23 protein-coding genes and 1 pseudogene are annotated in these 22898 nt (G+C 44.2%); 16 read left to right on the plus strand and 8 right to left on the minus strand.

Annotated elements, in window-relative coordinates:
- Window positions 1–25 precede the first annotated feature (25 nt).
- The 4 genes from DSM107010_RS38575 (at window position 26) to DSM107010_RS20045 (ending at window position 5418) form a co-directional block, all read left to right on the plus strand.
- Complete coding sequence (locus DSM107010_RS38575) at window positions 26–1300, plus strand: hypothetical protein (RefSeq protein ID WP_158631820.1); 1275 nt, start codon at window positions 26–28, stop codon at window positions 1298–1300.
- Window positions 1301–1471: 171 nt separating this feature from the next.
- Window positions 1472–2236, plus strand: a complete 765-nt coding sequence (locus tag DSM107010_RS42320; protein ID WP_015154857.1) for a pentapeptide repeat-containing protein — start codon at window positions 1472–1474, stop codon at window positions 2234–2236.
- Between the two features lie 69 nt (window positions 2237–2305).
- A complete protein-coding gene (locus DSM107010_RS20040) occupies window positions 2306–2938 on the plus strand; it encodes a TenA family protein (RefSeq protein WP_015154858.1) in 633 nt (210 codons plus the stop codon).
- A gap of 71 nt (window positions 2939–3009) precedes the next feature.
- A complete protein-coding gene (locus DSM107010_RS20045; protein WP_127023721.1) occupies window positions 3010–5418 on the plus strand; it encodes an alpha-amylase family glycosyl hydrolase in 2409 nt (802 codons plus the stop codon).
- A gap of 24 nt (window positions 5419–5442) precedes the next feature.
- Here the strand turns inward: DSM107010_RS20045 and DSM107010_RS20050 are convergent, their stop codons facing one another.
- Window positions 5443–5784: a hypothetical protein gene (locus DSM107010_RS20050; RefSeq protein ID WP_106168693.1), complete on the minus strand. Its 342-nt coding sequence runs from the start codon at window positions 5782–5784 to the stop codon at window positions 5443–5445.
- A gap of 424 nt (window positions 5785–6208) precedes the next feature.
- Here DSM107010_RS20050 and DSM107010_RS38580 point away from each other — a divergent pair, with 424 nt between their 5' ends.
- From DSM107010_RS38580 to arsC, 9 genes and pseudogenes are all read left to right on the plus strand, one after another.
- The gene (locus DSM107010_RS38580) at window positions 6209–6361 is read left to right on the plus strand and encodes a hypothetical protein (protein WP_015154860.1); all 153 of its coding nucleotides are present in this window, start codon (window positions 6209–6211) and stop codon (window positions 6359–6361) included.
- Window positions 6362–6395: 34 nt separating this feature from the next.
- A complete protein-coding gene (locus DSM107010_RS20055) occupies window positions 6396–6731 on the plus strand; it encodes an ArsR/SmtB family transcription factor (RefSeq protein WP_015154861.1) in 336 nt (111 codons plus the stop codon).
- Window positions 6732–6827: 96 nt separating this feature from the next.
- On the plus strand, window positions 6828–7727 hold the full coding sequence (locus DSM107010_RS20060; protein ID WP_106168694.1) for a PstS family phosphate ABC transporter substrate-binding protein: 900 nt from the start codon (window positions 6828–6830) through the stop codon (window positions 7725–7727).
- A 113-nt stretch (window positions 7728–7840) separates the two neighbouring features.
- Window positions 7841–8107 (plus strand): annotated as a pseudogene (locus tag DSM107010_RS20065) (ABC transporter substrate-binding protein); the annotation flags it as partial.
- A gap of 18 nt (window positions 8108–8125) precedes the next feature.
- Entirely contained in the window at window positions 8126–9133 is a 1008-nt protein-coding gene (locus tag DSM107010_RS20070; protein WP_106168695.1) for an ArsJ-associated glyceraldehyde-3-phosphate dehydrogenase, read from the plus strand.
- A gap of 136 nt (window positions 9134–9269) precedes the next feature.
- On the plus strand, window positions 9270–10529 hold the full coding sequence (gene arsJ / locus DSM107010_RS20075) for an organoarsenical effux MFS transporter ArsJ (RefSeq protein WP_015154864.1): 1260 nt from the start codon (window positions 9270–9272) through the stop codon (window positions 10527–10529).
- A 30-nt stretch (window positions 10530–10559) separates the two neighbouring features.
- Entirely contained in the window at window positions 10560–10691 is a 132-nt protein-coding gene (locus tag DSM107010_RS42325) for a hypothetical protein (RefSeq protein WP_015154865.1), read from the plus strand.
- Window positions 10688–11830 carry an ACR3 family arsenite efflux transporter gene (gene arsB, locus DSM107010_RS20080; RefSeq protein ID WP_015154866.1) on the plus strand — a complete coding sequence of 381 codons (1143 nt, stop codon included), beginning with the start codon at window positions 10688–10690 and terminating at the stop codon, window positions 11828–11830. The genes DSM107010_RS42325 and arsB overlap by 4 nt, the downstream gene beginning before the upstream one ends.
- Before the next feature lie 68 nt (window positions 11831–11898).
- Window positions 11899–12312 carry an arsenate reductase, glutathione/glutaredoxin type gene (gene arsC / locus DSM107010_RS20085; protein WP_106168696.1) on the plus strand — a complete coding sequence of 138 codons (414 nt, stop codon included), beginning with the start codon at window positions 11899–11901 and terminating at the stop codon, window positions 12310–12312.
- 24 nt (window positions 12313–12336) lie between these two features.
- On the opposite strand, the gene DSM107010_RS20090 is transcribed toward arsC, so the two are convergent.
- On the minus strand, window positions 12337–12693 hold the full coding sequence (locus DSM107010_RS20090; RefSeq protein ID WP_015154868.1) for an ArsR/SmtB family transcription factor: 357 nt from the start codon (window positions 12691–12693) through the stop codon (window positions 12337–12339).
- A 123-nt stretch (window positions 12694–12816) separates the two neighbouring features.
- Here DSM107010_RS20090 and arsM point away from each other — a divergent pair, with 123 nt between their 5' ends.
- On the plus strand, window positions 12817–13620 hold the full coding sequence (gene arsM / locus DSM107010_RS20095) for an arsenite methyltransferase (RefSeq protein WP_241994280.1): 804 nt from the start codon (window positions 12817–12819) through the stop codon (window positions 13618–13620).
- A gap of 127 nt (window positions 13621–13747) precedes the next feature.
- Here arsM and DSM107010_RS20100 read toward each other — a convergent pair whose 3' ends face one another.
- A complete protein-coding gene (locus tag DSM107010_RS20100) occupies window positions 13748–15091 on the minus strand; it encodes a glycosyltransferase family 2 protein (protein WP_127023724.1) in 1344 nt (447 codons plus the stop codon).
- A 315-nt stretch (window positions 15092–15406) separates the two neighbouring features.
- On the opposite strand from DSM107010_RS20100, the gene DSM107010_RS20105 reads away from it, so the two are divergent.
- Both DSM107010_RS20105 and DSM107010_RS20110 read left to right on the plus strand, forming a co-directional pair.
- Entirely contained in the window at window positions 15407–16153 is a 747-nt protein-coding gene (locus tag DSM107010_RS20105) for a class I SAM-dependent methyltransferase (protein ID WP_106167222.1), read from the plus strand.
- Between the two features lie 135 nt (window positions 16154–16288).
- On the plus strand, window positions 16289–17380 hold the full coding sequence (locus DSM107010_RS20110) for an iron-containing redox enzyme family protein (protein ID WP_106167223.1): 1092 nt from the start codon (window positions 16289–16291) through the stop codon (window positions 17378–17380).
- 55 nt (window positions 17381–17435) lie between these two features.
- On the opposite strand, the gene DSM107010_RS20115 is transcribed toward DSM107010_RS20110, so the two are convergent.
- The 5 genes from DSM107010_RS20115 to DSM107010_RS20135 form a co-directional block, all read right to left on the minus strand.
- Complete coding sequence (locus DSM107010_RS20115) at window positions 17436–18152, minus strand: class I SAM-dependent methyltransferase (protein ID WP_106167224.1); 717 nt, start codon at window positions 18150–18152, stop codon at window positions 17436–17438.
- 117 nt (window positions 18153–18269) lie between these two features.
- On the minus strand, window positions 18270–19547 hold the full coding sequence (locus DSM107010_RS20120; protein ID WP_106167225.1) for an MFS transporter: 1278 nt from the start codon (window positions 19545–19547) through the stop codon (window positions 18270–18272).
- Between the two features lie 97 nt (window positions 19548–19644).
- On the minus strand, window positions 19645–21228 hold the full coding sequence (locus tag DSM107010_RS20125) for an FAD-dependent oxidoreductase (protein ID WP_127023727.1): 1584 nt from the start codon (window positions 21226–21228) through the stop codon (window positions 19645–19647).
- A 196-nt stretch (window positions 21229–21424) separates the two neighbouring features.
- Window positions 21425–21637: a hypothetical protein gene (locus DSM107010_RS20130; protein WP_199755642.1), complete on the minus strand. Its 213-nt coding sequence runs from the start codon at window positions 21635–21637 to the stop codon at window positions 21425–21427.
- Window positions 21637–22716, minus strand: coding sequence for a PIN/TRAM domain-containing protein (locus DSM107010_RS20135; RefSeq protein ID WP_015154876.1), 1080 nt, complete (start codon window positions 22714–22716; stop codon window positions 21637–21639). Before DSM107010_RS20135 ends, DSM107010_RS20130 begins: the two co-directional genes overlap by 1 nt.
- Between the last annotated feature and the right edge of the window lie 182 nt (window positions 22717–22898).

Consider the following 22898-nt stretch of genomic DNA (forward strand, 5'->3'; position numbering starts at 1 on the left):
AGAAAGGAGTTTAATACTGAAAAAAATGCCTCTTCATAGACAACTTCAACACTTAATCGAAAACTTAATTGCTCTGAAAGAGCTTTACCACACCCAGCTCGTAGAGTCTGAGAAACAGGTAGCTCGCTTCAAAGAGCAATTGTCGCATGTCAACGGGTTACTAGTAGCACAGTTGGTAGAAAATCAACAGTTTGTACAAAGCCTAGTCGATATGCGATCGCAATGTCATGCTCAACTAGAAGCGAACCAACGCCAAGCAGCCCATGCTAGAGAACAAATAACTCACGTTAATGCTCTCCTCGCAGACCAAGTGAGCTTACCTCCAATGCAACATGCATTTGAGCTGCCAACGACTGCTTTTGAAGAACAGCCACGGCAAACCCTATCTGGTATAACTGCACCCGAACCCGAATCATTCTCTCAGCCTCTATCCGACCTTACTCAACCACAGCCCCAAGCAGAAGCTGAACTTACCCAACCACAGTTCCAAGCAGAAGCTGAACTTACCCAACCACAGCCCCAAACAGAAGCTGAACTTACCCAACCACAGTTCCAAGCAGAAGCTGAACTTGCCCAACCACAGCCCCAAGCAGAAGCTGAACTTGCCCAACCACAACTCCAAACAGAAGTTGCCGAAACACCTCTGGAGGTAGGAGAGACGAGCGGGGACACTGCCAGATCTCCTTCGGCTATTAAAACTCCAATGAAGGCAGAATATCAGAATCTGACGAAAATTCAAGCAGTGGAAAAGCTATTGCAGGAAAACCAGGGCAAGATTTTAACTGTGGAGTATATCATCTGGTCATTGTATGGTGACATGGATGCAGAAGCGGTCAAAGCAGAAAAACCCAGGATCTATGATACCCTCGGACAAGGTACGGATAAAGGGATTTGGGAAAAAGTCCCAGATCAACCAGCTTGCTATACTTACAAGTTGAGCCTAGTGGAACCTACAGCAGATTCGGAATCTGCCACGGCTAACACCTCCCGCTTACCCGTAAGTTCTCGTCGGCGACCGTCGCGGCGTGGTAAAAGCGATGATATGCTGCCTCGCTACAATCATCTCAGTCTGACTGCGGCTGTGGAAGTGGTGGTGAACGAGCATCCTGGTGAAGTGATTACCACTGAGAAAGTTGCCAAAGTGCTATACGGCGATGACATTGACGGACGTGCCTTAGTCAAAGCTAAAGACCGGATTGGTAAAACCCTCTGGGGAGGAGCTACCCAAGGACGATGGCAGCGGATTCCAGGTAGACTGGGCTGTTATACGCTGAATTTGAAAACTTTGAAAAAGAGTTAGTTGTTAGTTGACGGTTAATAGTTGATGGCTATTGGTTGCTATTCTCCCTTGTCCCCCTTCCTGGCTCTTGTAGGGGCGCACTGCTGTGCGCCCCTACCGACTCTCGAAAAATTCTGGGTTAAGATGTATTGTCCATCTGCGATCGCCTAGCAATTGACTCTATCCTCACCTATGAAAACTCAACTCATCGTCATCACTACTGTTTTGACTGCTTTGCACTTCGCACCTCCAGCTCGTGCGGGAGATCTGGAACATACTAGACAACTTCTGGCAACAAAACAGTGCGAAGGATGCGATCTTAGTGGTGAGGGTCTGGTCTTAGCTAATTTAAGTCAGGCGAATCTGCGGGGGGCGAATTTAAGTGGTGCTAATTTGAGTCGGGCGAATTTGAGCGAGGCTGACCTAAGCGGTGCAAACCTTAGTGGTGCTTCTCTGTATGGCGCAAATCTGAGTGGTGCTAAGTTGGAGCAAACAGATTTGAGTGGAGCCGATCTGCGCGATGCCTATTTAGCTAATGTAGACTTGAAGACAACTAATCTTAGCGGTACTAGTTTGCAGGGGGCGATCGCTATTCCTACCCAAGCAGCAAAGCCTGAAGAATTTTATCGTTGGGGCATTGCTCAAGGACAAAAAGGCGACCCTAAAGGCGCAATTGGCTATTTCAATCAAGCTCTTAGCTTAAACGACAAATACGCCCCAGCTTACATGGCGCGAGGTATTGCCCGCTACCAACTGCTAGACCGACCGGGAGCGATGCAGGATGCTCAACGCGCCAAATGGTTATTTTTACGGCAGAGAAATAATGAAGGCTATGACACTGCCCAAGCCTTTGTAAACCAACTGCAAGCACCGCAAACAGAAACACCTAAGAGCAAACCCAATTTCTTTAACTTCCTTGGTGGCGTAACTTCAGTTTTATTAAGGTTTTTGTTGTAACCTAACTAGTGATCAGTGACCAGTGACCAGTGACCAGTGACCATCACCGCTGACTTACGACTTACTTATATGTCTCTATCCAGCGAATTGTGGCAAACTAACCAAGATTTAGCTCAAGCTTGTCTGAATCATCCATTTGTTCGGGGTATAGCCGATGGAACCTTGGAGCGAGAAAAGTTTGCTTACTATGTCGGGCAAGATGCATTTTTCCTTGAAGCCTTTGCCCGTGCCTACAGTATTGCCGCTGCTAAAGCACCTGATTGGGAAGGATTTAATTTGTTTCATGGCTTAGCTGGGGGCGTACTGCAAGAACTTCAGCTTCATGCCGGGTATGCAGCCACATGGGGAGTCAATATTAGTTCTGTCGAACCAGGTACAGCCACTCGTCGCTATATCGATTTTTTGTCGGCTACTGCTTGGAGTCAAGATGTGGGTTTAACCGCTGTGGCAATGTCACCTTGTATGAGACTTTATGCTTATTTGGGACAGAAGTTGGCAACTAAGGGTATTCTCACACATCAGTACAGCGATTGGATTCGTACCTACAACAGCCCAGAATTCGAGCAGCTAGCGCAACAACTCGAAAAATTGAGCGATCGCTACACTAGCAACTCCGATACCGTACAAAAAACTTATCGCTATGCTATGTTGTGCGAACGAGATTTCTTTCAAGCGGCTTGGGAATCGGGCGATCGACCATAACAATCGTTCGCTAGGTTTTCTTGCCACTGCTAGAGTGATATGCTGTGCGATGAAGTTCTTACTTTGACTGAATGAGTAAGTTCAACCTGCGTCCGTGGCATAGTATTCGAGCTGTTATCCAATGGCAACGCAGATGTAGGAAAGCAGGAAAACAGAGCGCGGCAAAGATTTTTATTTTGTCAGCACTAGCTTTAATAGTAGTGTTGGGTACTGTATTCAGCTTCATACTAGGTGAACCAAACGCTCAAGGCAACCCCACACGAGCAGAGCAATCGCCCAGTTTTGCAATTGCCGATGCAACTAGCACAAAATTAGTGAGAGAACCAGCACAATCGCAAGTGTTGTATCGAGATATTTATCTACGCCAGCAACCCAACCGAATTATTTTCGGTAATGACAAGCTCAAACTAGAATTCGATCGCGCCACTGGACAATGGCTGATCTTGGCTGCCGATGGAATTGCTGGTAATCTGATTGCGGCAGCAGACATTGCTCAGAACATTGATTTTCAGATTGATGGCAATTGGGCGATCGCGCAACATGGTGCTAAATTACTGCATTATGAGACGGCGATCGATCGCTTCAGAAAGGGCGTGACGCTGAATTTATCTTTTGGCGTTGTACCGCGTCCGCATCAAACAGATTCTCCTTATGAATTTGAATTAACTGTTGCTTACACGCTTTTTCCTGACCGAGGAAGTTTAGCGCGATCGGCAACACTACGCCGAAATTTTAGCAGCGCTCGCGCTTCGGCAAAGCAGGTCAGAAAGCTAGAAGGTTTTCGCTTTGGACTCCCTGGAGTAGGAATTGAAAATCCCGATCTCTGTGTCGTGGATGTTCCCGGTCCCTTTTTGCCTCAAACTTATGTCGCACCCCAAACTCCATACAAAAATCTAGTTAACCAATCCATTCAGTTGCATCGCGCCCCTGATGCTGGACTGGGAATTCTGACGATGACCAACAAACAGCGACAGATGACCTTAGCAAGTTGGATGGAGACATCGGGCGAAGTGGCGTATAACTCAACTATTCGTGGTGACGGACGCAAATTGAGTTTCTGGCATGAAAACTTACGTGCCTATCGCTTGCCAGAACAGTATACTGTCACATCTGACATTCACCATGTCGAATTAACGACTCAAGCATTACCTGCGGCACTTGCTCAATATCGACAAATGCTTGCCCGCACGCTACCGTTAGCTACCAATACTCCACAATGGGCGCGGGAAATGGTGCTGTTAGAAGTTTATCCTCCCTACTTTCCAGAGGGTTTCAAAGGCATTACTAAAAAATTATCCTTTTATCGTAATATCGGCTTTAACACCATCTACCTCATGCCGCACTGGGTTGGCGGCTACGCACCAATCGATCTTTACCAAGTCGAGCCGTCTTATGGCACGTCAGACGATCTGCGGGAGCTAGTACGCACAGCTCATTCTCTCGGCATGAAAGTATTATTTGACATGGTAATTCACGGCTTCGATCCGAAATCGTCAGTCCCGCAGGAGCGTCCAGATCTGTTCGTGCGTGACGAGCAAGGAAACCTGGCGCGCCATCGCGAGTGGGGAAGTATTTCAACGGATTGGGCAAGTCCTGCATACCAGCAATATATGGTCGATTTAGCGCTACACGATCTCAAAACTTATAACATTGATGGTTATCGGGTCGATGCCGCAGGCTATAAAGGAGCGAGCTGGGATGCAAAAATTCCTTATCCAGCTTATCGCAGTGGTTCGGCTTCGCCGGAGTTAATGCAGCGAATGTTGTCTGCTATGCAGGCAATTAAGCCCGAAACAGTCTTGTTGAGCGAAATATTTGGTCCCGTTTTTTATTCTGTCTCTAACTTAGTTCACGACAATCAAACTGAAGCCGGACAGTTTTTGCTCGATCGCATGGCAGCAGGCAAGGTTAATGCTCAACATTACAAGGCACATATTGCCAACGTATTGAGCGCTCTGCCAGCAGGAGCCAACCGCGTTTATTTCACGCGCAATCACGATACTTCCTGGTTCTATCACTTCAACGGCTACACGCCACGGTTGATGGCAATGGAGGCTGTTCATGCTTTATTTGGGATTCCCGAAGTATTTGCTGGCGATCCCAAATATAGTCCTAATCCAGACGATAATCCAGATGTTTACGAGTTTTATCGACGGTTGTTTTTAACCCGACAGCAGTTTCCCGAACTGGTGCGTGGTGAAGTATTATTGCGTGAGATAGAGTGCGATAATCCTTGGGTATTTACTGGTTTGCGGCGTAGCAACGGTCGGTTGACCCTAGTTGCAATCTCGTTTAGTAGCGATCGCGAAGCTGCAAACTTAACGCTTAGTATTAATACATCTACTACTCAGGCACGGCAAAAGATCCAACTCATCGATCCAATCCAGGGAGACAATATCGAATTTGCTAGAACCGGAGATGCCATGAATAGCGTTCGCATCAAACTAAAGCCATTTCAAATATTAATGGGACGACTATGAAATTAGACAACTATAAATAGGCGTTCATGACTTCCGAATTTTGTAGCTTGCTGCTCCAAAGGGATATGCCGAATTCCGAAACCTAATCCAAGTTTGCCATCCGATCGCCGAGAGTGACATCAATTGTCTGAGTTGTTGTAGTTGTATTTGCAGTGGTTCGCCACTCTGCCTCAAGCGATAAATACTGTCTTGTCCGCAATAAATTATTTCTGGTGCGTCGCGCAGTACGGTACGAGTGCAACGCTCGATCGCAATTAGTGTATCAGCCGTCCGTGCTAATTTGCGGCGAATTTGCCAAATTCGTCGCGCTACATAGCAAAGCAGCACAGATAAAATTAAATTTATGGCAACAACAATCGTAACCATGAGGCTCAAAGCTGTATGGGTTGATGACAAAATAAGTTTATGTTCTGCAAAATAATTTATTTTGATTTTTGATTATTTGCATGTTCTACGTAGTGGGAAAAAATATTAACAATTGCGATAACTTCGTTAAGCTTTGCTACCGCGATTGGCTACACTTTTAATTTGTTTTTATAGCTTTTTTTACATTCATTGAGCAAAGGCAATTTCTTAAAAGTGGAATTTGAGAGTTAACAGTCGATCTCAATAACTTTGTATTTGATAATACTAGCAGCGATCTCAGCCAAGGGAGAGAAGTTTTTTCGCCAAGGCATTGATATTTTGTTTTTACCAATGCTAATGCATAAATTACCTTTAAGTAAAGATTTTTTACAGTAAGTTATGCATGAGTAAAATTACTCATTAAGCTATCATTTTGTTTGCCATCATGAAAGAAACAAACGTTGAAGCCAAGTACAACCAGAAAGACCGCGATCGTGCAGCAAACTCAGCGATCGCCAATGGAGAAGATTTTAACTTTGACTTGTGGGCAAGAGCCGTCAGACAACAAATGCTAGCTGTGTTGCGCGAAAGAGAATAGCATATAGTCAGACGTATAATTTCAATAAAATTTGATGCAAGTTTCTTTCTCAGTCACCTCCGACGCGATCGCATCTGGTTTTCATGCCTTGTCTGAGCCGTTACGCATTCGGATACTAGAACTTTTACGCTCCTCAGAGCTTTGCGTGTGCGAATTGTCGGAGGAACTGGGAATTGCTCAATCTAAGCTATCTTTTCACCTCAAAACCTTAAAGGAAGCTAATTTAGTGCGATCGCGTCAGGAAGGACGCTGGATTTACTACAGCTTGAATTTATCGCAGTTCGTTGCATTAGAACAATATTTATCGGAATATCGCCGCTTCAGTCAATTGCTTCCTGCCCGTCCCTGCGAGGATACGCCCTCATCTTGAGCCAAACATCCCCTCTTGACAAATCAATTTTTTTTGAAATGATAGAAAGGTAGATTCCCCGATCGCAAATTGATTTCAAGTGTAGGGGTGAGGCATATGAAAACGATAGCCAGTATTTCTATTTTCCTGGCGGGATTTGGTGTTGCGATCGCAACTGCTATGGCAATGCCAAACGCAGTTAGTCCAACCAAGCAACCGTTAAGGTTCGCTCAAGCGAATAATTCAGAACCCGCAGCTACAGTTAAGACGGACGGTTCTAGCACAGTTTACCCCATCACCAAAGCAATAGCAGAAGAGTTTCAAACCACAGCGTCGGGCAAGAACGCACAGTTGCTCGTGAATTTTTCTGGTACGAGTGCTGGGTTTAAAAAGTTTTGTGCCGGAGAAACAGACATTAGCGATGCTTCCAGACCGATCCGCACTGACGAGATGGAAGCTTGCAACAACAACAAAATTAGATATATCGAACTACCCGTTGCCTACGACGCGCTGACAATCGCCGTTAATCCTCAAAATACCTGGGCTAAAGATATTACTGTAGCCGAACTGAAAAAGATGTGGGAGCCAGCGGCAGAGGGAAAAATTACGAATTGGCAGCAAATCAGGTCTGCGTGGAGCGATCGCCCCTTAAAATTATACGGTGCTGGTAAAGATTCGGGTACGTTTGATTATTTTACTGAAGCAGTAGTCGGTAAAGCCAGAGCTAGCCGCCAGGACTACACGGCAAGCGAAGATGATGATGAATTGGTAGAGGGAGTGAGCAAAGACCTGAATGCGTTGGGGTATTTTGGCTTTGCTTATTACGAGGCAAATCAAAACAAGCTGAAGGCTCTGGCAGTAGATAGCGGTAGAGGTGCAGTTTTACCATCGCGACAGACAGTAGAAAAAGCACAGTACGAGCCAGGGCAAACGCATCTAAATTCGCGCCTAGAATATTCGTCGTGTTTTCAACTTCACCAGACCTTATGCCTACACTGGTTCTTCTCAATAAAATAGAGATTGTTGCAAATGATTTCAACCCATTTTCTTCTCAATAAGCTTTAGTTTATTGCAATTAATGTCAATAAGCTTAGAATTTTCTACCTTATTGACATGATGCGTTTGCCCTACAGTACGAGCCTCTGTCTCGACCATTATTTATCTACGTTAATGCCAGATCGGTTCAGCTCAAACCTGCCGTGCGAAGATTTGTCGATTTCTATATTCAGCGTGCGCCAACTTTAGTTAGCTCCGTGGGTTACATCCCTTTACCTGCGGAAGGCTATCGCCTGAGTTATATCTACTTCAATCGAGGCAAAGTGGGAACCGTCTTTGAAGGCAAATCCCAAATTGGTCTGACAATTGGGCAGTTATTACGCAGACAAGCAAAATTTTAACTACAACCAGGTAAAGTAATGAGAATTCGAGTTGGTATCAACGGTTTTGGTAGGATCGGACGATTAGCATTAAGGGCTGCCTGGGGATGGTCGGAACTAGACTTCGTACATATTAATGAAATTAAAGGTGGTGCAGTCGCCGCCGCCCATTTACTCAAATTTGATTCCGTCCACGGTCGCTGGACACCAGAAGTAGCAGCGGAGGGCGATCGCATTTCTATTGACGGCAAGTATTTGAGTTTCAGCGAGCATCCTACACCAGGAGAAGTTCCGTGGGATGAGTTGGGAGTCGATCTCGTATTGGAGTGTTCTGGTAAATTCCACACCCCAACTTTACTCGAACCCTATTTTAAGCGGGGAGTGCAAAAAGTCATTGTGGCTGCACCCGTTAAGGAAGAGGCGTTAAATATCGTTATGGGAGTCAACGATCGCCTCTACGAACATGACAAGCACCACTTACTCACAGCGGCTTCCTGTACCACAAACTGTCTGGCTCCAGTTGTAAAAGTTATCCATGAAGGATTGGGAATTCGACATGGAGTCATTACCACAGTCCACGACCACACCAACACGCAGACAATCGTAGACGCGCCGCATAAAGACTTGCGACGGGCGCGAGCGACGGGTTTATCTTTAATTCCAACGACAACGGGTTCCGCTACAGCAATCGGGTTAATTTATCCCGAACTGCAAGGTAAGCTCAACGGTTTGGCAGTGCGAGTGCCGTTATTAAATGCCTCCCTCACCGATTGCGTGTTTGAAGTCGTGCGTCCTACCACAGTAGAGGAAATTAACGGTTTGCTCAAAACTGCGGCAGAAGGAGAACTCAAAGGCATTCTCGGTTACGAAGAACGTCCCTTAGTTTCTGTAGACTACAAAGACGATCCGCGATCGGCTGTTGTAGATGCACTATCAACAATGGTCATCGATGAAACACAAGTCAAAGTTTTAGCCTGGTATGACAACGAATGGGGCTATGCAAATCGCATGGTTGAACTTGCCCGCAAGATTGCCCGTTGTTACTAATCTCCTTCTTGCAAACTTGAGATCCCCCAACCCCCTTAAAAAGGGGGCTACGTACTCCCCCCTTGTCAAGGGGGGCAGGGGGGATCGAGATCTCTGACATAAGTGCTTAATTTCTGTCTCGCCCCACCCAACAACCATGACTTCCACTGCTGGAAATAAAGCCAATTTGCGTAACTATGCCCTCGTTACTGCTGCCTACTGGGGCTTCACAATTACCGATGGAGCGTTGCGGATGTTGGTGCTACTGCACTTTCATCTGCTGGGCTACACTCCTTTGCAAATCGCCATGTTGTTTCTGTTTTACGAAATTTTTGGCGTTGTCACCAATTTTCTTGGAGGTTGGATCGGCTCTCAATTTGGTCTAAAGCTGACTCTTTATGGTGGCATCGGACTACAAGTTTTTGCTTTAGCTATGCTGGCGTTGCTCAATCCAGAATGGGCTGTGTGGTTGCAAGTCACCTACGTGATGGTCGCGCAAGCCTTTTCTGGGATTGCCAAAGACTTGACCAAGATGAGTTCTAAGAGTGCGATTCGCTTGGTCGTACCCCAGTCAGCGCAGTCGTCACTGTTTAAATGGGTAGCTATATTAACTGGCTCCAAAAATGCTCTGAAGGGAGTTGGCTTTTTTGTGGGTAGCGTTTTGCTAGCTCAATTTGGCTTTGTGAATGCCCTGCTAATTATGGCAGCAGGACTGTGCTTAATCTTGGGTACGGGAGTACTGCTACCGTCAGGTATGGGCAAAATTAAGGCGAAAGTTAAATTTACCCAACTCTTTTCTAAAAGTAGGGAGATTAATATTCTCTCTGCGGCTCGTTTCTTTCTCTTCGGTGCGAGAGATGTTTGGTTTGTAGTTGCCCTCCCCGTGTTTCTCTACAGCACGCTTGGCTGGACGTTCGAGCAGGTCGGGGGATTCATGGCTTGCTGGGTGATTGGCTACGGGACAGTACAGTTTTTAGCGCCCAATCTGCTGCGCTGGTTGGGTTCGGGAGCGGCTCCCCAAGGGAGAACGATTCAAATTTGGACGTTTGTGCTGAGTGCAATTCCCGCCGCGATCGCTCTTTCGCTCCAACTTAGGGTGTCTCCAGCTTTAACAATTGTGGCAGGATTAGCAATTTTTGGGATTATTTTTGCCTTTAATTCAGCAATTCATTCCTATCTCGTCCTTGCCTACACCGATGATGACAAGGTGGCATTAAATGTTGGCTTCTACTATATGGCTAACTCTGGTGGACGCTTAGCGGGTACAGTGCTATCTGGTTTGATCTTTCAGCTATTTGGCTTAGTGGGTTGTTTGTGGGTATCGATGGTATTCGTACTTGCGGCGGCTGCAATTTCTTTGAAATTACCCGATCCGCAACCCCAAAAAGCGATCGCCTGGAAAGCTGGAGATGAATAATTATTGGTAGTTGGTAATGGGTAATGGGTAATGGGTACGATCGCACACCGGGGGCGGGTTCACCAACAAACTTTACTTCCATACCAAGATCTCAATAAACCCGCCCTTACAGGAATTTCGGTTTTTACCCAAGAAGCAGTGATTTTGTTAAAGCAACAATGAGTATTAACAGTTCTGCATCAAAGCCAATTGTCAACCGTCTGAGTTTTTTTGAGAAATACCTGACTGTCTGGGTTTTCTTGTGTATTGTTGCTGGAATTTTATTAGGTAGGTTGTTTCCGGGCATAGCAGTGGCTCTTGATGCCATGAGCATTTATCAGGTGTCAATTCCGATCGCTATTTGCCTCTTTTTCATGATGTATCCAATTATGGTGAAGATCGACTTCACTCAGGCAACAAACGCAATTCGATCGCCCAAACCTGTCATTCTCACCTTAGTTGTGAATTGGTTAATTAAGCCGTTCACGATGGTTGTATTCGCTCAATTTTTTCTGGGGTGGTTATTTCGTCCTTTGCTATCTGGTACGGAAATTATCCGAGGTAGCGAAATTGTGTTGGCGAATTCCTACATTGCTGGGGCAATCTTACTAGGCATAGCCCCTTGTACGGCAATGGTATTGATGTGGGGTTATCTCTCTTATGGCAATCAAGGACATACACTGGTGATGGTAGCAGTAAATTCTCTAGCCATGCTGTTTTTGTATGCGCCGTTGGGAAGATGGTTGTTAGCAGCAAACGATCTCAGCGTACCTTGGGAAACTATCGTCCTATCAGTGCTGATTTATGTTGGCTTGCCCTTAGCTGCGGGAATGTACAGTCGTTACTGGATACTGAAACATAAGGGTAGAGAGTGGTTTGAACGGCGATTTTTAAAATATCTCAGTCCCGTTGCGATCGCTGCACTTTTATTGACTCTCGTGCTTTTATTTGCTTTCAAAGGTGAGCTAATTGTCAACAATCCTATACATATCGTTTTAATTGCCGTACCGCTGTTTATTCAGACGAATTTTATTTTTCTAATTTCCTACGTAGCAGCATTAAAACTCAAACTTGCTTATGAAGATGCTGCACCTGCGGCATTGATTGGAGCCAGCAATCATTTTGAAGTGGCGATCGCTACAGCGGTGATGTTATTCGGTTTAAATTCTGGCGCTGCTTTGGCTACTGTGGTGGGAGTCTTAATCGAAGTCCCAGTCATGCTGATGCTAGTAGAAATTTGCAAGCGTACAGCAGCTTGGTTTCCTCGCGAACCAGAAAAAGCTTCTCTGCGCGATCCGCGTTGTGTCAGTGCTTTTAAGTGAAATAAATCCGAGCGAGTCTCTCCGAATTGACTTATTCTTTTTGACTTTTAACTTTTAACTTTTGACTTATGAAAAGAGTCATGTTTGTGTGTAAAAATAACTCTCGTCGTTCTCAAATGGCGGAGGGTTTTGCCCGACAATTAGGAAGAAAAAATATTTCAGTTACTAGTGCTGGTTTAGAAGCTAGCTACATCGATCCATTAACAGTAGAAGTGATGTCAGAAGTTGGCGTAGATATTAGCAGCCAGAAATCGAAACCTTTAAGCGATTTTCATCCAGAAGATTATGATGCAGTTATTTCTTTATGTGGCTGTGGTGTCAATTTACCTGAGTCTTGGATATTAAGAGAAGTCTTCCAGGATTGGCAATTGGAAGATCCTCAAGGGCAATCAATAGAAACTTTTCGACAGGTGCGATCGCAAATTAAAAAAAGAGTAGAGCAACTTATTCAATCTCTTAAAAATGAAAAAAACAATGTTTAAATCATAAAATCTACATTCAAAACTTCAACTTAATGTATCTTCGCGCTGAGGAATAAGCAAAGCATTTCTCAGTGCGTCGAGCTGTTGGGGAACCAGACTATAGTAAATCCAGTTGCCGCGCCTTTCTTTCTGCAACAAGCCAGTTTCATATAACACTTTGAGATGGTGGCTGACAGTGGGTTGCGATAACCCCAAGGGTTCAGTTAACTCGCAAACACAGACTTCACCGTTAGGATGAGAAGCAATTATACTCAGAATTTGCAATCGTGCAGGTTCCCCAAGAACGCGAAACATAGCCGCGAGTTGAGCCGCCGCTTCAGCTTTGATGAAACCTGAAAGTAGGGGTGGACAGCAATTAGTAAGTAGTTTAGATAATTTCATATTTCTATATTGACATCCATCAATGTCGTATGCCAGTATATTGATATAAATCAATATTGATGTAAATCAATGTTGCTTGGAAGATATCACTTTAAGTTTCTAGCAATGGATGAGATAAAAACTATGGATAGCAATGCAGTAAAACAAAACGTGAGAACGGCTTACGGTAAAATTGCTCAACAACAGACAGGTTGTGGCTGTGGTACTCCTACCACTGACACAACAGAATTTGCTGTTGCTTTAGGTTATGCAGAAGCGGAACTCAATACAATTCCAGCCGAGGCAAATTTAGGATTGAGTTGTGGTAATCCTACTGATTTAGCGCAACTCAAGCCAGGTGAGATTGTTCTCGATTTAGGTTCGGGTGCGGGTTTTGATTGTTTTATTGCTGCGACGAAAGTTGGTGCTACAGGCAAAGCGATCGGTGTAGATATGACACCAGAGATGATCGCCAAAGCAACAGAAAACGCTCAAAAATCGAATGTACAAAATGTAGAATTTAGATTGGGAGAAATTGAAAACTTACCCGTAGCAGACGAGACTATAGACGTAGTTATTAGTAATTGTGTCATCAACCTATCTCCCGATAAACCAAAAGTCTTCCAAGAAATTTATCGAGTTTTAAAACCAAATGGCAGAATTGCCATTTCCGATACAGCACTCAAACAGCAACTTTCTGAGTCAGTGCGACAAGATATTGGTGCTTATGTTGGTTGTGTAGCTGGTGCTTTATTAGTAGATGAATACCAAAAGATTGTTGAAACTGCTGGATTTCAAAATGTCAAGGTAACAGTCAGACAATCATCTTCTTGTTGTGGAGATGCAGAAACAAAAGATCCAATTGGGCAAGCAATTGTGGCTGCGTCAGGAGTTGATGCAGCTTGGCAAAATGATGCGGTCAGCGTCTACGTAGAAGGATTTAAGTAATTCAAAAGTCAAAAACTAAAAGTCAAAAGATGAGTATTTCAACAAAAAGGATTCAGCTAAATTAGCTTTCTATCTAAGTAGAAAAGTTTTCCCAAGCCAAAATCTCAAATCATAGATTATCTCAGATTTAACTGATTTTATGGTAGTAGCTAAAAGCGGTATCTGTGCTAAAACTTACTTTTTTGACTTTTGACTTTTGACTTTCAACTTTTACCTTTCTTCGCTGGTGACGCAATTTCTCTAAGCGAATGCGCAGAGCTGAGATTGCTTCCTGAATCGGCACGAGTTGCCAGCGCTGCCTCCAGAATCCCTCTGTTTGCTGACGCTGTTCTACCTTTTCCCAAAGTAAGCCGAAGGTCTGAGGTTGAGCTAACTCTGACATTAACCACAACCAGTTCACACCTAAAGCATTTGCTAATAAAGCGATCGCATTATGAGTTGGCTGATAGTCACAAAGATAACTCCACCACAAAACTCTTAACTGATGTCGCCACTCAAATCGAGCTTCGACTTCAGCAGCCGACTCTACCAGAAATTGTTGCTGCGATCGCCCCATTTCAACCCATTTACTCAGTTGGTTTGCCAATCCTACATCTGTGCGTCCTGTAGTTCGAGCTGACGTGAAGACACGCACGCGGGTACTATGACGAAAACGGGCATTGACTCGCAATAGTGCTTGGTAGAACGCTACATCTTCAGGAGTACGGACTGGTTGCATTCCTCCTGCTTGAGCGTACATCTCCACTGTGACGGCAAGGCTTGCCCCGTAGTGTTGAAAGTGGCGGGGTAAAATATCGATTGGATCGGGTTCTAAATAAGTTTCTAACTCGGCAATCAGAAAGCGATAACCGACTTCGCGCAAATGACAAGCTCTTGTATAAGGATCTAAAGCCGTGCGACCCTCACGATCTGTAATAATTCGTCCTCCTACAGCGTCAGCACCGCTGGCGATTTCGTCTAAAATAGCAGCGATCCAAGTCGGCGTAACCCGCGAATCTCCATCTGTAGAGGCGATAACTCGTCTTTCACCACCAATAGAACTCAGACGACGATAGGCTTCATCCATCAGGACTTGACGCACTCGACCGATATAAGCCTCAGCCGCAGGGAAGGTTTTTTCAACTACGTGTAGAACCAGATCTGGATGAGTAGTAGCAAAATTACGGGCGATCGCGGCTGATTCATCACTGCAATTATTTGCTAGCAGCACGATCTCATAACGATTGCGATCCAGCAACTTTCCAGTTAAATCGAGCTGATCGTACAAAGCCAAGAGCGTACTCTCTAAATTCTCGGCTTCGTTGCGCACGGGAACGATAACGCAAACTTGACACTGAGGTAGTGGCGGAGTTGTAACTAAAGGCTGATGAAATCGCTCGAACAACCAACTTTGATAGGATGATGCTTCGCGATCGCGCCAATTCTTTTTGCCATGCCAAAGAACACGCCGAGGCGTGTCAGTCCTATTCATTACGATTTGTAAAACTTTGTTACGTGTTAATTCTGCTACTTAAATTAGGAGAATGAAATCTGTCCAATGGTTGATTATCGCTATTAAAGTAACTCCTAAACTAGGTATGACCTTAAAGTCACGTAAGCTATTCAGTCAAAATCCGCTTGGAAAATGACGTAAAAGGAGATAGAAGACAGAAAATATTAAATGTAAGAACTTAAAGTTTATGTAACATTAAATACATAACTCAATCTGTCCAATTGAGGATAGATAGGGTGTTTTTCGCACTGATAAATTGCTAGATAAATATTTAAAGTAAATTAGGGCGTATCAATGGCATTATTGAGGAAAGAGTTACCACCCGACCGGAAAACCTCTGAAGAAGAACGTTTTCAAGATGACTATTATTCTTACTTTGAGGCTCCTGAAAATGCTACGCGGTATGCCCCTTCAGTTTGGTTTCTCAATGAAGCTTTTCAGCAACAGTCATTTTCCGTATTAGATTTGGGATGTGGCAACGCAGCTTTGAGTCAATATTTACCAGAGCGTTGTGAATATGTTGGAGTCGATCATAGTGAAGCAGCGATCGAACAATGTTTAAGCCTATATCCTAACAAGCAATTCATTGCCAAAGATTTATCAATATTACTACCGGAACTTGCTTCAGAAAATAAGAAGTTTGATGCAGTAGTACTAGCTGGGCTACTATTCCACAATGTTGATAAAGAAACTTTAGAGAAAAAAGACGATCGAGAACTGATTCAATTTTGTTTGAGTCAGTTGACAAGCGAAAAGGGATATTTGGTTATTATTGTGCCTTTTGCTTATGGCAACCATCCATCGCACAATCTGTTTGTTCGAGCTGAATGGTTGCAAAAGTTAGTAGAAGATATGCTGAATGCGGCAAAGGCAAAAATTGTCTACGAAAATATCTCTCTCCAAATCGGGTTGGATGAACGAGTTCGGCAGCAGAAGCAAATCCCTGACTGGTTTGTGGCAGATAGCAATGCAGATTATGCCAACAATTATGCTGGAACGTATATGGCGGCTTGGACGTTTATTGCTTCAGCTAATGGGTAATTGCTGATTTCACTACTCTTGTACGGGCGCATAGATGTGCGCCCCTACTACTCATTAAATAACCAACGGTAGATGTATCGTGCAGTAACGATGACTGAAGATTATTAGTAGTTATCTCAAGGATGAAGCAGATAAATGCACAGCGACATCGTAACCTCAAGCGCTGAGCCAAAGATTACGCCAACGCTAACAGCCACTCAATACTACGAACAGGCACAGCAGTTTATTCAACTGCTAGAAATGGAAGATCTAGATCGAAAGCTGACTGCACAGCCTCAAATCGCGACTGAGTTTGAAAAAGCGATCGCCACGGCAATTGAGGCGGCTTATTCGCAAGGATCTAGCGATGATGCAGCACATCTGTTTCTCCAGCGCGTACTTTATCGCATCAATCGGCTAAAACTATTTTGGTACGACGATTTGCGACGCTACACTAACGAGCGATCGCCTTACTTAAGCCAGATCCGCGATCGAATTGAGGAAGTTTGGCAGCAGTGGGAATTAAGCCAATTCGATCTCGTTGCGTTTCAAGGCATAGATATCAGACAAGCACTGCTCGATCGCGTCGCTGTCGATCTCGAACCACCATTGTCTGACGATGCTCGGTACTTTCGCGATCGCGTCGGTGAAGCAGGCTACCGTCGTCTGTTGGCGATCGCTTCTCTAGATGGATTAGTAGAAGCAAGCCAGCTATCCCGCACTCTGGGAGGCGTTGCGAATGAAGTGCATTCTGTATTGACAAGATTGCTTGTAGAAGAATACGGTGGTGGTCGGTTGGCACGCAAGCACTCTTCCCACTTCACGACAATGCTGGAAGCAGTGGAAATGCAAACTCAACCAGAGGCATATTTCGATCTCGTACCTTGGGAGGTGCTAGCAAACATCAATCATAGTTTCTTGCTTACCGAACGCAAGCGTTACTTCCTGCGTTACATTGGTGGATTGCTCTATGGAGAGCTTTCCGTGCCAGCTGGGTTTCGCAACTACCGAGCTGCTGGCGAACGGCTGGGACTATCAGCAAACGCCATGAGCTATTGGGATTTGCATATCAAGGTAGATGAATTGCACGGTCGCTGGATGTTAGATGACGTTGCCTTACCACTCATATCTCAATATCCTGATGATGCATGGGAAATGGTATTAGGCTACGACCAGCAGAAGTTTTTGAGCGATCGCGCAGGTGCGGCTGTAACGCGATCGGTGCGGGAAGCAGAGCAAATGGGATGATAAAAAAGCCCCCCTTTTTAAGGGGGGTTAGGGGGATCTCCGAAATATCTTGCAATTACAAACAAGTCATCAACTGAGAAAATTCTGTAGATAAATCGACTTTGCAACCACGTTTTTTGGTAAATAAAACACCTGCTAAAAGATAGATATTTTCCGAACAAAACGCTCTGTTATCCTTTTGTAGCTCTTGAATTCTGTTTTTAACTTTTTGCTCGGAGCTATAATAGCCAAACTTTAGAGGCGAAATCATGAAATTGCTAACAGAGTATCCTTGGGCGATCGCGTAGTTAATTAATCCGACTGGATTAGAATAACTAGAAACCATAACCAGGACATTTTCGTAATTTAACGTTAACAGCTTTTGAGTAATTGTAATTCCTTCTAACCCGCCATGTAATAAAGGCTGCAAAAGCTTATTGTCTATTGCTGGTAAATAAGGCGGGTTTGAAATCAGATATTTAGCCTGTGGTTTAGTAGCATCAAAAAAGCAGCGATTATCTACTTTATACTTGTCGCTAAGTTCGTATGCTTCAACCTTTAAATTCGCCTCTTGACAAGCTAAATTATTTAACTCAAATCCATGTACAACTCCGTTGAAATTTGTTCTTAGTAGTGACTGAATTATAGGACTACCATCGCCAGAGCCAAATTCTATTATAGATTCTGAGTTAGAACAATTATTTAAAACCAAAGTTTCTACACAATGTGAATAAAAATTAGATTCTTCTGGACAAAAGAAAATATTTTGTAAGGCTTGGGGTGAGGTAAGCATGTAACTCTATACGACGATGACTATAAAAACAGTAATGTACGAACATTTTTATCAGCATCCATCTCAAGAGTTATAGCCCAACTCGCTAGTTTATTTTTAGATTGATTTTTTTTAGTATTATTTATCACACTTTTCTAAATTTAGAGGAATAAAATAAAGGGTGAATATTCCTGGGATTGCTAAAAAACATATCAAAATAAAAAACATGGGATAGCCTAAAACCTGCTGAAGATAGCCGCTGATGAATCCAGGGATCATCATTCCCAAAGCCATAATGCCTGTAGAAATAGCAAAATGAGAGGTTTTGTATTCTTCCTTGGCAATATAAATTAAATAAACGCTATAAGCTGCCATCCCCAATCCATAACCGAATTGTTCTATAGCTACTAATACATAAACTAATGTAATCGCAGGCTGAGTGTAAGCCATATAAACATAAAATAAGTTAGGTAAATTCAGAGCGATCGCCATCCACCAAATTATTTTTCTAAGCTCAAATTCAGCAATTAATATGCCACCAATTACTCCACCTAACACCAAGGCAAAAGTTCCGATAGTTCCGTAAGCTAATCCGACATCTGAAGTAGAAAGCCCTAGTCCTCCAACTGCGGTTTCATCCAACAAAAAAGGAGCAGATATTTTTACTAACATTCCCTCTCCAAATCTGTAAAAGAGAATAAAAGCCAGAACTGCCAGAATTTTTGATTGATTAAAGTAAGACCGAACAGTTTGAGTGTAAAAGCTAAAAATTGTCTTAACTGAGACTTTTTGCTCTATATCATTAGTAGGGATAGGTAAAAGAAACCAGTGAAAAATAACGATCGCAGCAAAAATGATAGACGATAGCGCGATCGCGATCGTCCAACTTAAAGCAATATCTTCCAATTCTAGCTCTAATTGTCCTGCCAAAAAGACAACAATTCCAGAAGCAAAAATTGTGGCGAATCTGTAAAATGTCGAGCGAATACCAACAAAAAATGCTTGTGCATCTCGTTCAAGAGCTAACATATAAAAACCGTCAGCAGCAATATCATGTGTGGCTGAAATGAATGCTCCAATTCCTAAAATTAGTAGAGAAACTAAAAAGAAGTTGGAAACTTGAAACGAGTAAGCTAAACTTAATAAACAGATAGTCATACCCAATTGAGTGTAGATCGTCCACTTTCTTTTAGTGGCGTAACCATCTACAATTGGTCCCCAAAACATCTTTAATACCCAAGGCAAATATAAAAAACTCGTCCAAAAAGCAATCTGGGTATTATCTACACCTAATTGCTTGTAGAAAATTACAGAAACATTGTTGATGATGACGTAAGGAACACCCTCGGCAAAATATAGCGTTGGGACAAACAGCCAAGGGGAAGACACTCGGCTGAATAAATTATCTGCATTCATTTGTATTGAAATATTAAAATCGTCAAAAATTACGTAAATCAAGGGCGGGTTTATTCAGATATCGGTGTTGAAGTAAAATCTTCGGGTGAACCCGCCCCTACGATCGCAACAATTCCACCAAATCTAAATCGGGACGACGCAATTCATCTGGCGCAGGCATTCGATCCAAGCGCATTAATTCTACAATTGCAGCAGCCTCCGTATCCCTTTGACTTGCCGCAGCAGCTAAAACGCGATCGCCCTGGACGTAAAATGCCATAAACTCTCGCTGTTGTAAGTCACCCTGAAAGATAATTTCATCCCATTGTTCCGCGTGTCCGACATATCGTAAGGGAAACTGAAATTGCATCGTCCAAAAAATCGGTACGCCACGATACTTCACCTGCTGTCCCGCCATATTGTAAGCAGCAATGCGCCCGTGTTGTGCCGCAACCCGCCAATGTTCGATCCGCGTGGGTTCTCCCGTCCGCCAGTTTGGATATCTGGCAATGTCACCCGCAGCATAAACGCCATCAGCAGCTTGTAAATACTCATTGACTTGGACGCTTCCAGCCTTCGGGTGTAACTCCAACCCTTGCAAAAATTCAGTTGCAGGTTGAACCCCAATTCCGACTACGACTAAATCGGCATCCAAGCGATCGCCATTATCTAACACTACAGCTTCAACTTTACCGTCGCCCTCAATCTGAGTCGCTTTTCTCCCCAGATGGAACTTCACACCGTTTTCCTCATGAACTTGTTGAAATAGCTTGCCAATTTCCGCCCCTAGAATCTTTTCAAAAGGTAAGGTAGAGGGGGATACTACCGTCACCTCTAAACCCCGTTGAGTTAATCCAGAAGCGGCTTCCATGCCAATAAAACTAGACCCGATAACGACAGCCCGTTTTGCATTACCTGCTGCCGCTAAAATGCGATCGGTATCGGCAAAGCTACGAACGGTAAAGATATTTTGCAAGTCGCTACCAGGAACGTTAAGTTGGCGTGGCTTACCACCTGTGGCTAACAGTAAGGCATCATATTGCAGCGACTCGCCATCGGCAAATGAGATCGATTTACTACTAACATCAACTTGCACTACCTGTTTATTCAACCAGACTTCAATGTGGCAATCTTGGTAAAATTGAGCCGATCGCAGTGGCATATCATCTTGAGTCACTTTACCCGTCAAGTAATCCTTACTCAACCAAGTGCGATCGTATGGTAATCGGTCATCCTGCGTCACCATCACGATCCGTCCCTGATAACCCGCCACTCTTAACGTCTCGGCGGCGTGCGCCCCTGCTGCCCCTGCGCCTAAAATGACAAACGTGCGTTTATCTTCAGGGTTATACTCAGCCAGATTCGGCTGCCTGCGCCCAGCAGCATTTTCTGGAATACTAACAATAATGCGATCGCCTTCTATTTTGACTTCATATTTTTGTAGAGAATCTAAGCCTGGAGGTTCTTGCTGTTCGCCTGTCGTCAAATCGAAGTATGCATTGTGCCAGGGACAAACAACATGGTTGTCGCACAATACCCCTTCTGCTAGCGGTGCTTGGTAGTGGGTACAATATGCCCCCAGAGCGTAATACTTATCTGCTAGACGTACCAATAATACATCAGTCTCACCTACAGAGACTTGTCGCATTTCCCCATTTTGCAAATCGTTGATATTCGCAACGACGGCTTCCAACTGCGGCATAATTACACAGAAATTGAATTTATTCAGGAGGGGGTTGGGGGATCTTCAAGATCTTTGAATCGATAACCGAGGTGTATTGAATCGCATCCCTACCGTAGACTATCTGGCGATCGCTCCACATTTACACCCTCTAGGGAAAGAAATCATGTAGAAACGTTAAATGTGTAGAGAGGTTACGTGCAATGTCTCTACACATTTAATTCCTTTTCCGTGCTTTCCAAGTGCCACCATAGCGGTAAAAAGGATTATCCTGACTCACGATAGTCCAACAACTCTCACATACGAAAACCCAAGTTGCCGACTCGTCGTATTGTACCCGAAACAAAATCGGTGCGGGTTGCCCACACCGATCGCAGAATTTTGTCCGAAGCTTGCGCCCCATATTCCCTGTTTTACTTCCTGTAACCATTAAGCATAAGCTGATGCTTGTGGTTTGGCGAAGATCATTCTTCCCGCCGAGGTTTGTAAAGCACTCGTAACAACAACGCGCAGTTCGCCACCAATATAGCTACTACCGTCCTCGACGACTACCATCGTCCCGTCCTCTAGGTAGCCTATGCCTTGACTAGGTTCTTTGCCTTCCTTGAGGATCTTCAGATCGATGTTGTCTCCTGGCAAATAACTCGGACGCAGGGATTGTACCAGATCGTTGAGATTCAACACGGGTATTTTCTGTAAACTCGCTACCTGAGACAAGTTGTAGTCGTTGGTCAAAAGAGTACCGTTGATCTCCTGCACGAACCGTACTAACTTAGCATCTACTGTAGGCACATCTTCGTAGTCAGTCGAATGGATGGCAATGCGTTCTGGATAACTTGCTTGGATGCGGTTGAGAATCTCTAACCCCCTCCTACCCCGCAATCGTTTGAGGTCTTTTGCCCCATCTGCTAGTTGTTGCAATTCTTGAATGACGAACTGTGGAACGAGAATTTGTCCTTCTAGAAATCCGGTAGCTAGCAGCGTTTCGATTCGACCGTCGATAATACAACTCGTATCCAAAACCTTAGTTGCCGCAGGTTTTAGCGTTCCCTCTGCGACTAACATCGTCTCAACTGAATTGGGATTGATCAACCGTAAGAACGTCCGTCCGTGGATGTCAGCCAGATTGATCCCTGTAAAAGCGAAAAGGACGCTACCCAAAACCGCTACTAGGGGCTTGATAAAGCTAAAATCTTGGGGAATCGGTAGCAGAAAGAGGGGGGCTAGCATTAAGTTGGCGATTAATAGCCCCAGCACCATGCCAATTGCGCGTGTTAATAAAACGTCAACTGGCATCTCTCGAACTTTGGTTTCGAGACGGCGATAGGTTGTTTGAAAACTCAGTCCGACTCCACCACCAATCATCGCCGCAAAAACAGCGATGACTAATCGTAGCGCATCGAGATTGGTAACTTGCCGCTGCACGGTTTCTGGCAGCAGCTCTATGCTGTAGAAGCCGATTCCGGCTCCTGCTATGATGAATGTAATAATTATGATTGCGTCCAGCATTGGTTAAGTCCAATTGAATTGGGGTTATACTCCATTGCTTGGATTCCCCTGTCTGGGTTGGTATGAGAATCAGCAATTTATCGATACTGGCTCTATGATATAACCTTGAGGTTATGAGGTGCTGTCCGATCGCGACGGTTAATACTACTCTTAACAAGAAGATTGTTAAAAAATAGTTTGTT

It is taken from the genome of Chroococcidiopsis cubana SAG 39.79, assembly GCF_003991895.1.
GTDB lineage: Bacteria > Cyanobacteriota > Cyanobacteriia > Cyanobacteriales > Chroococcidiopsidaceae > Chroococcidiopsis > Chroococcidiopsis thermalis.

Coding starts and splice junctions, on each gene's coding strand:
- DSM107010_RS38575 (WP_158631820.1), top strand. CDS start 26: ATGCCTCTTCATAGACAACTTCAACACTTAATCGAAAACTTAATTGCT.
- DSM107010_RS42320 (WP_015154857.1), top strand. CDS start 1,472: ATGAAAACTCAACTCATCGTCATCACTACTGTTTTGACTGCTTTGCAC.
- DSM107010_RS20040 (WP_015154858.1), top strand. CDS start 2,306: ATGTCTCTATCCAGCGAATTGTGGCAAACTAACCAAGATTTAGCTCAA.
- DSM107010_RS20045 (WP_127023721.1), top strand. CDS start 3,010: ATGAGTAAGTTCAACCTGCGTCCGTGGCATAGTATTCGAGCTGTTATC.
- DSM107010_RS20050 (WP_106168693.1), bottom strand. CDS start 5,784: ATGGTTACGATTGTTGTTGCCATAAATTTAATTTTATCTGTGCTGCTT.
- DSM107010_RS38580 (WP_015154860.1), top strand. CDS start 6,209: ATGAAAGAAACAAACGTTGAAGCCAAGTACAACCAGAAAGACCGCGAT.
- DSM107010_RS20055 (WP_015154861.1), top strand. CDS start 6,396: ATGCAAGTTTCTTTCTCAGTCACCTCCGACGCGATCGCATCTGGTTTT.
- DSM107010_RS20060 (WP_106168694.1), top strand. CDS start 6,828: ATGAAAACGATAGCCAGTATTTCTATTTTCCTGGCGGGATTTGGTGTT.
- DSM107010_RS20070 (WP_106168695.1), top strand. CDS start 8,126: ATGAGAATTCGAGTTGGTATCAACGGTTTTGGTAGGATCGGACGATTA.
- arsJ (WP_015154864.1), top strand. CDS start 9,270: ATGACTTCCACTGCTGGAAATAAAGCCAATTTGCGTAACTATGCCCTC.
- DSM107010_RS42325 (WP_015154865.1), top strand. CDS start 10,560: ATGGGTACGATCGCACACCGGGGGCGGGTTCACCAACAAACTTTACTT.
- arsB (WP_015154866.1), top strand. CDS start 10,688: ATGAGTATTAACAGTTCTGCATCAAAGCCAATTGTCAACCGTCTGAGT.
- arsC (WP_106168696.1), top strand. CDS start 11,899: ATGAAAAGAGTCATGTTTGTGTGTAAAAATAACTCTCGTCGTTCTCAA.
- DSM107010_RS20090 (WP_015154868.1), bottom strand. CDS start 12,693: ATGAAATTATCTAAACTACTTACTAATTGCTGTCCACCCCTACTTTCA.
- arsM (WP_241994280.1), top strand. CDS start 12,817: ATGGATAGCAATGCAGTAAAACAAAACGTGAGAACGGCTTACGGTAAA.
- DSM107010_RS20100 (WP_127023724.1), bottom strand. CDS start 15,091: ATGAATAGGACTGACACGCCTCGGCGTGTTCTTTGGCATGGCAAAAAG.
- DSM107010_RS20105 (WP_106167222.1), top strand. CDS start 15,407: ATGGCATTATTGAGGAAAGAGTTACCACCCGACCGGAAAACCTCTGAA.
- DSM107010_RS20110 (WP_106167223.1), top strand. CDS start 16,289: ATGCACAGCGACATCGTAACCTCAAGCGCTGAGCCAAAGATTACGCCA.
- DSM107010_RS20115 (WP_106167224.1), bottom strand. CDS start 18,152: ATGCTTACCTCACCCCAAGCCTTACAAAATATTTTCTTTTGTCCAGAA.
- DSM107010_RS20120 (WP_106167225.1), bottom strand. CDS start 19,547: ATGAATGCAGATAATTTATTCAGCCGAGTGTCTTCCCCTTGGCTGTTT.
- DSM107010_RS20125 (WP_127023727.1), bottom strand. CDS start 21,228: ATGCCGCAGTTGGAAGCCGTCGTTGCGAATATCAACGATTTGCAAAAT.
- DSM107010_RS20130 (WP_199755642.1), bottom strand. CDS start 21,637: ATGGTTACAGGAAGTAAAACAGGGAATATGGGGCGCAAGCTTCGGACA.
- DSM107010_RS20135 (WP_015154876.1), bottom strand. CDS start 22,716: ATGCTGGACGCAATCATAATTATTACATTCATCATAGCAGGAGCCGGA.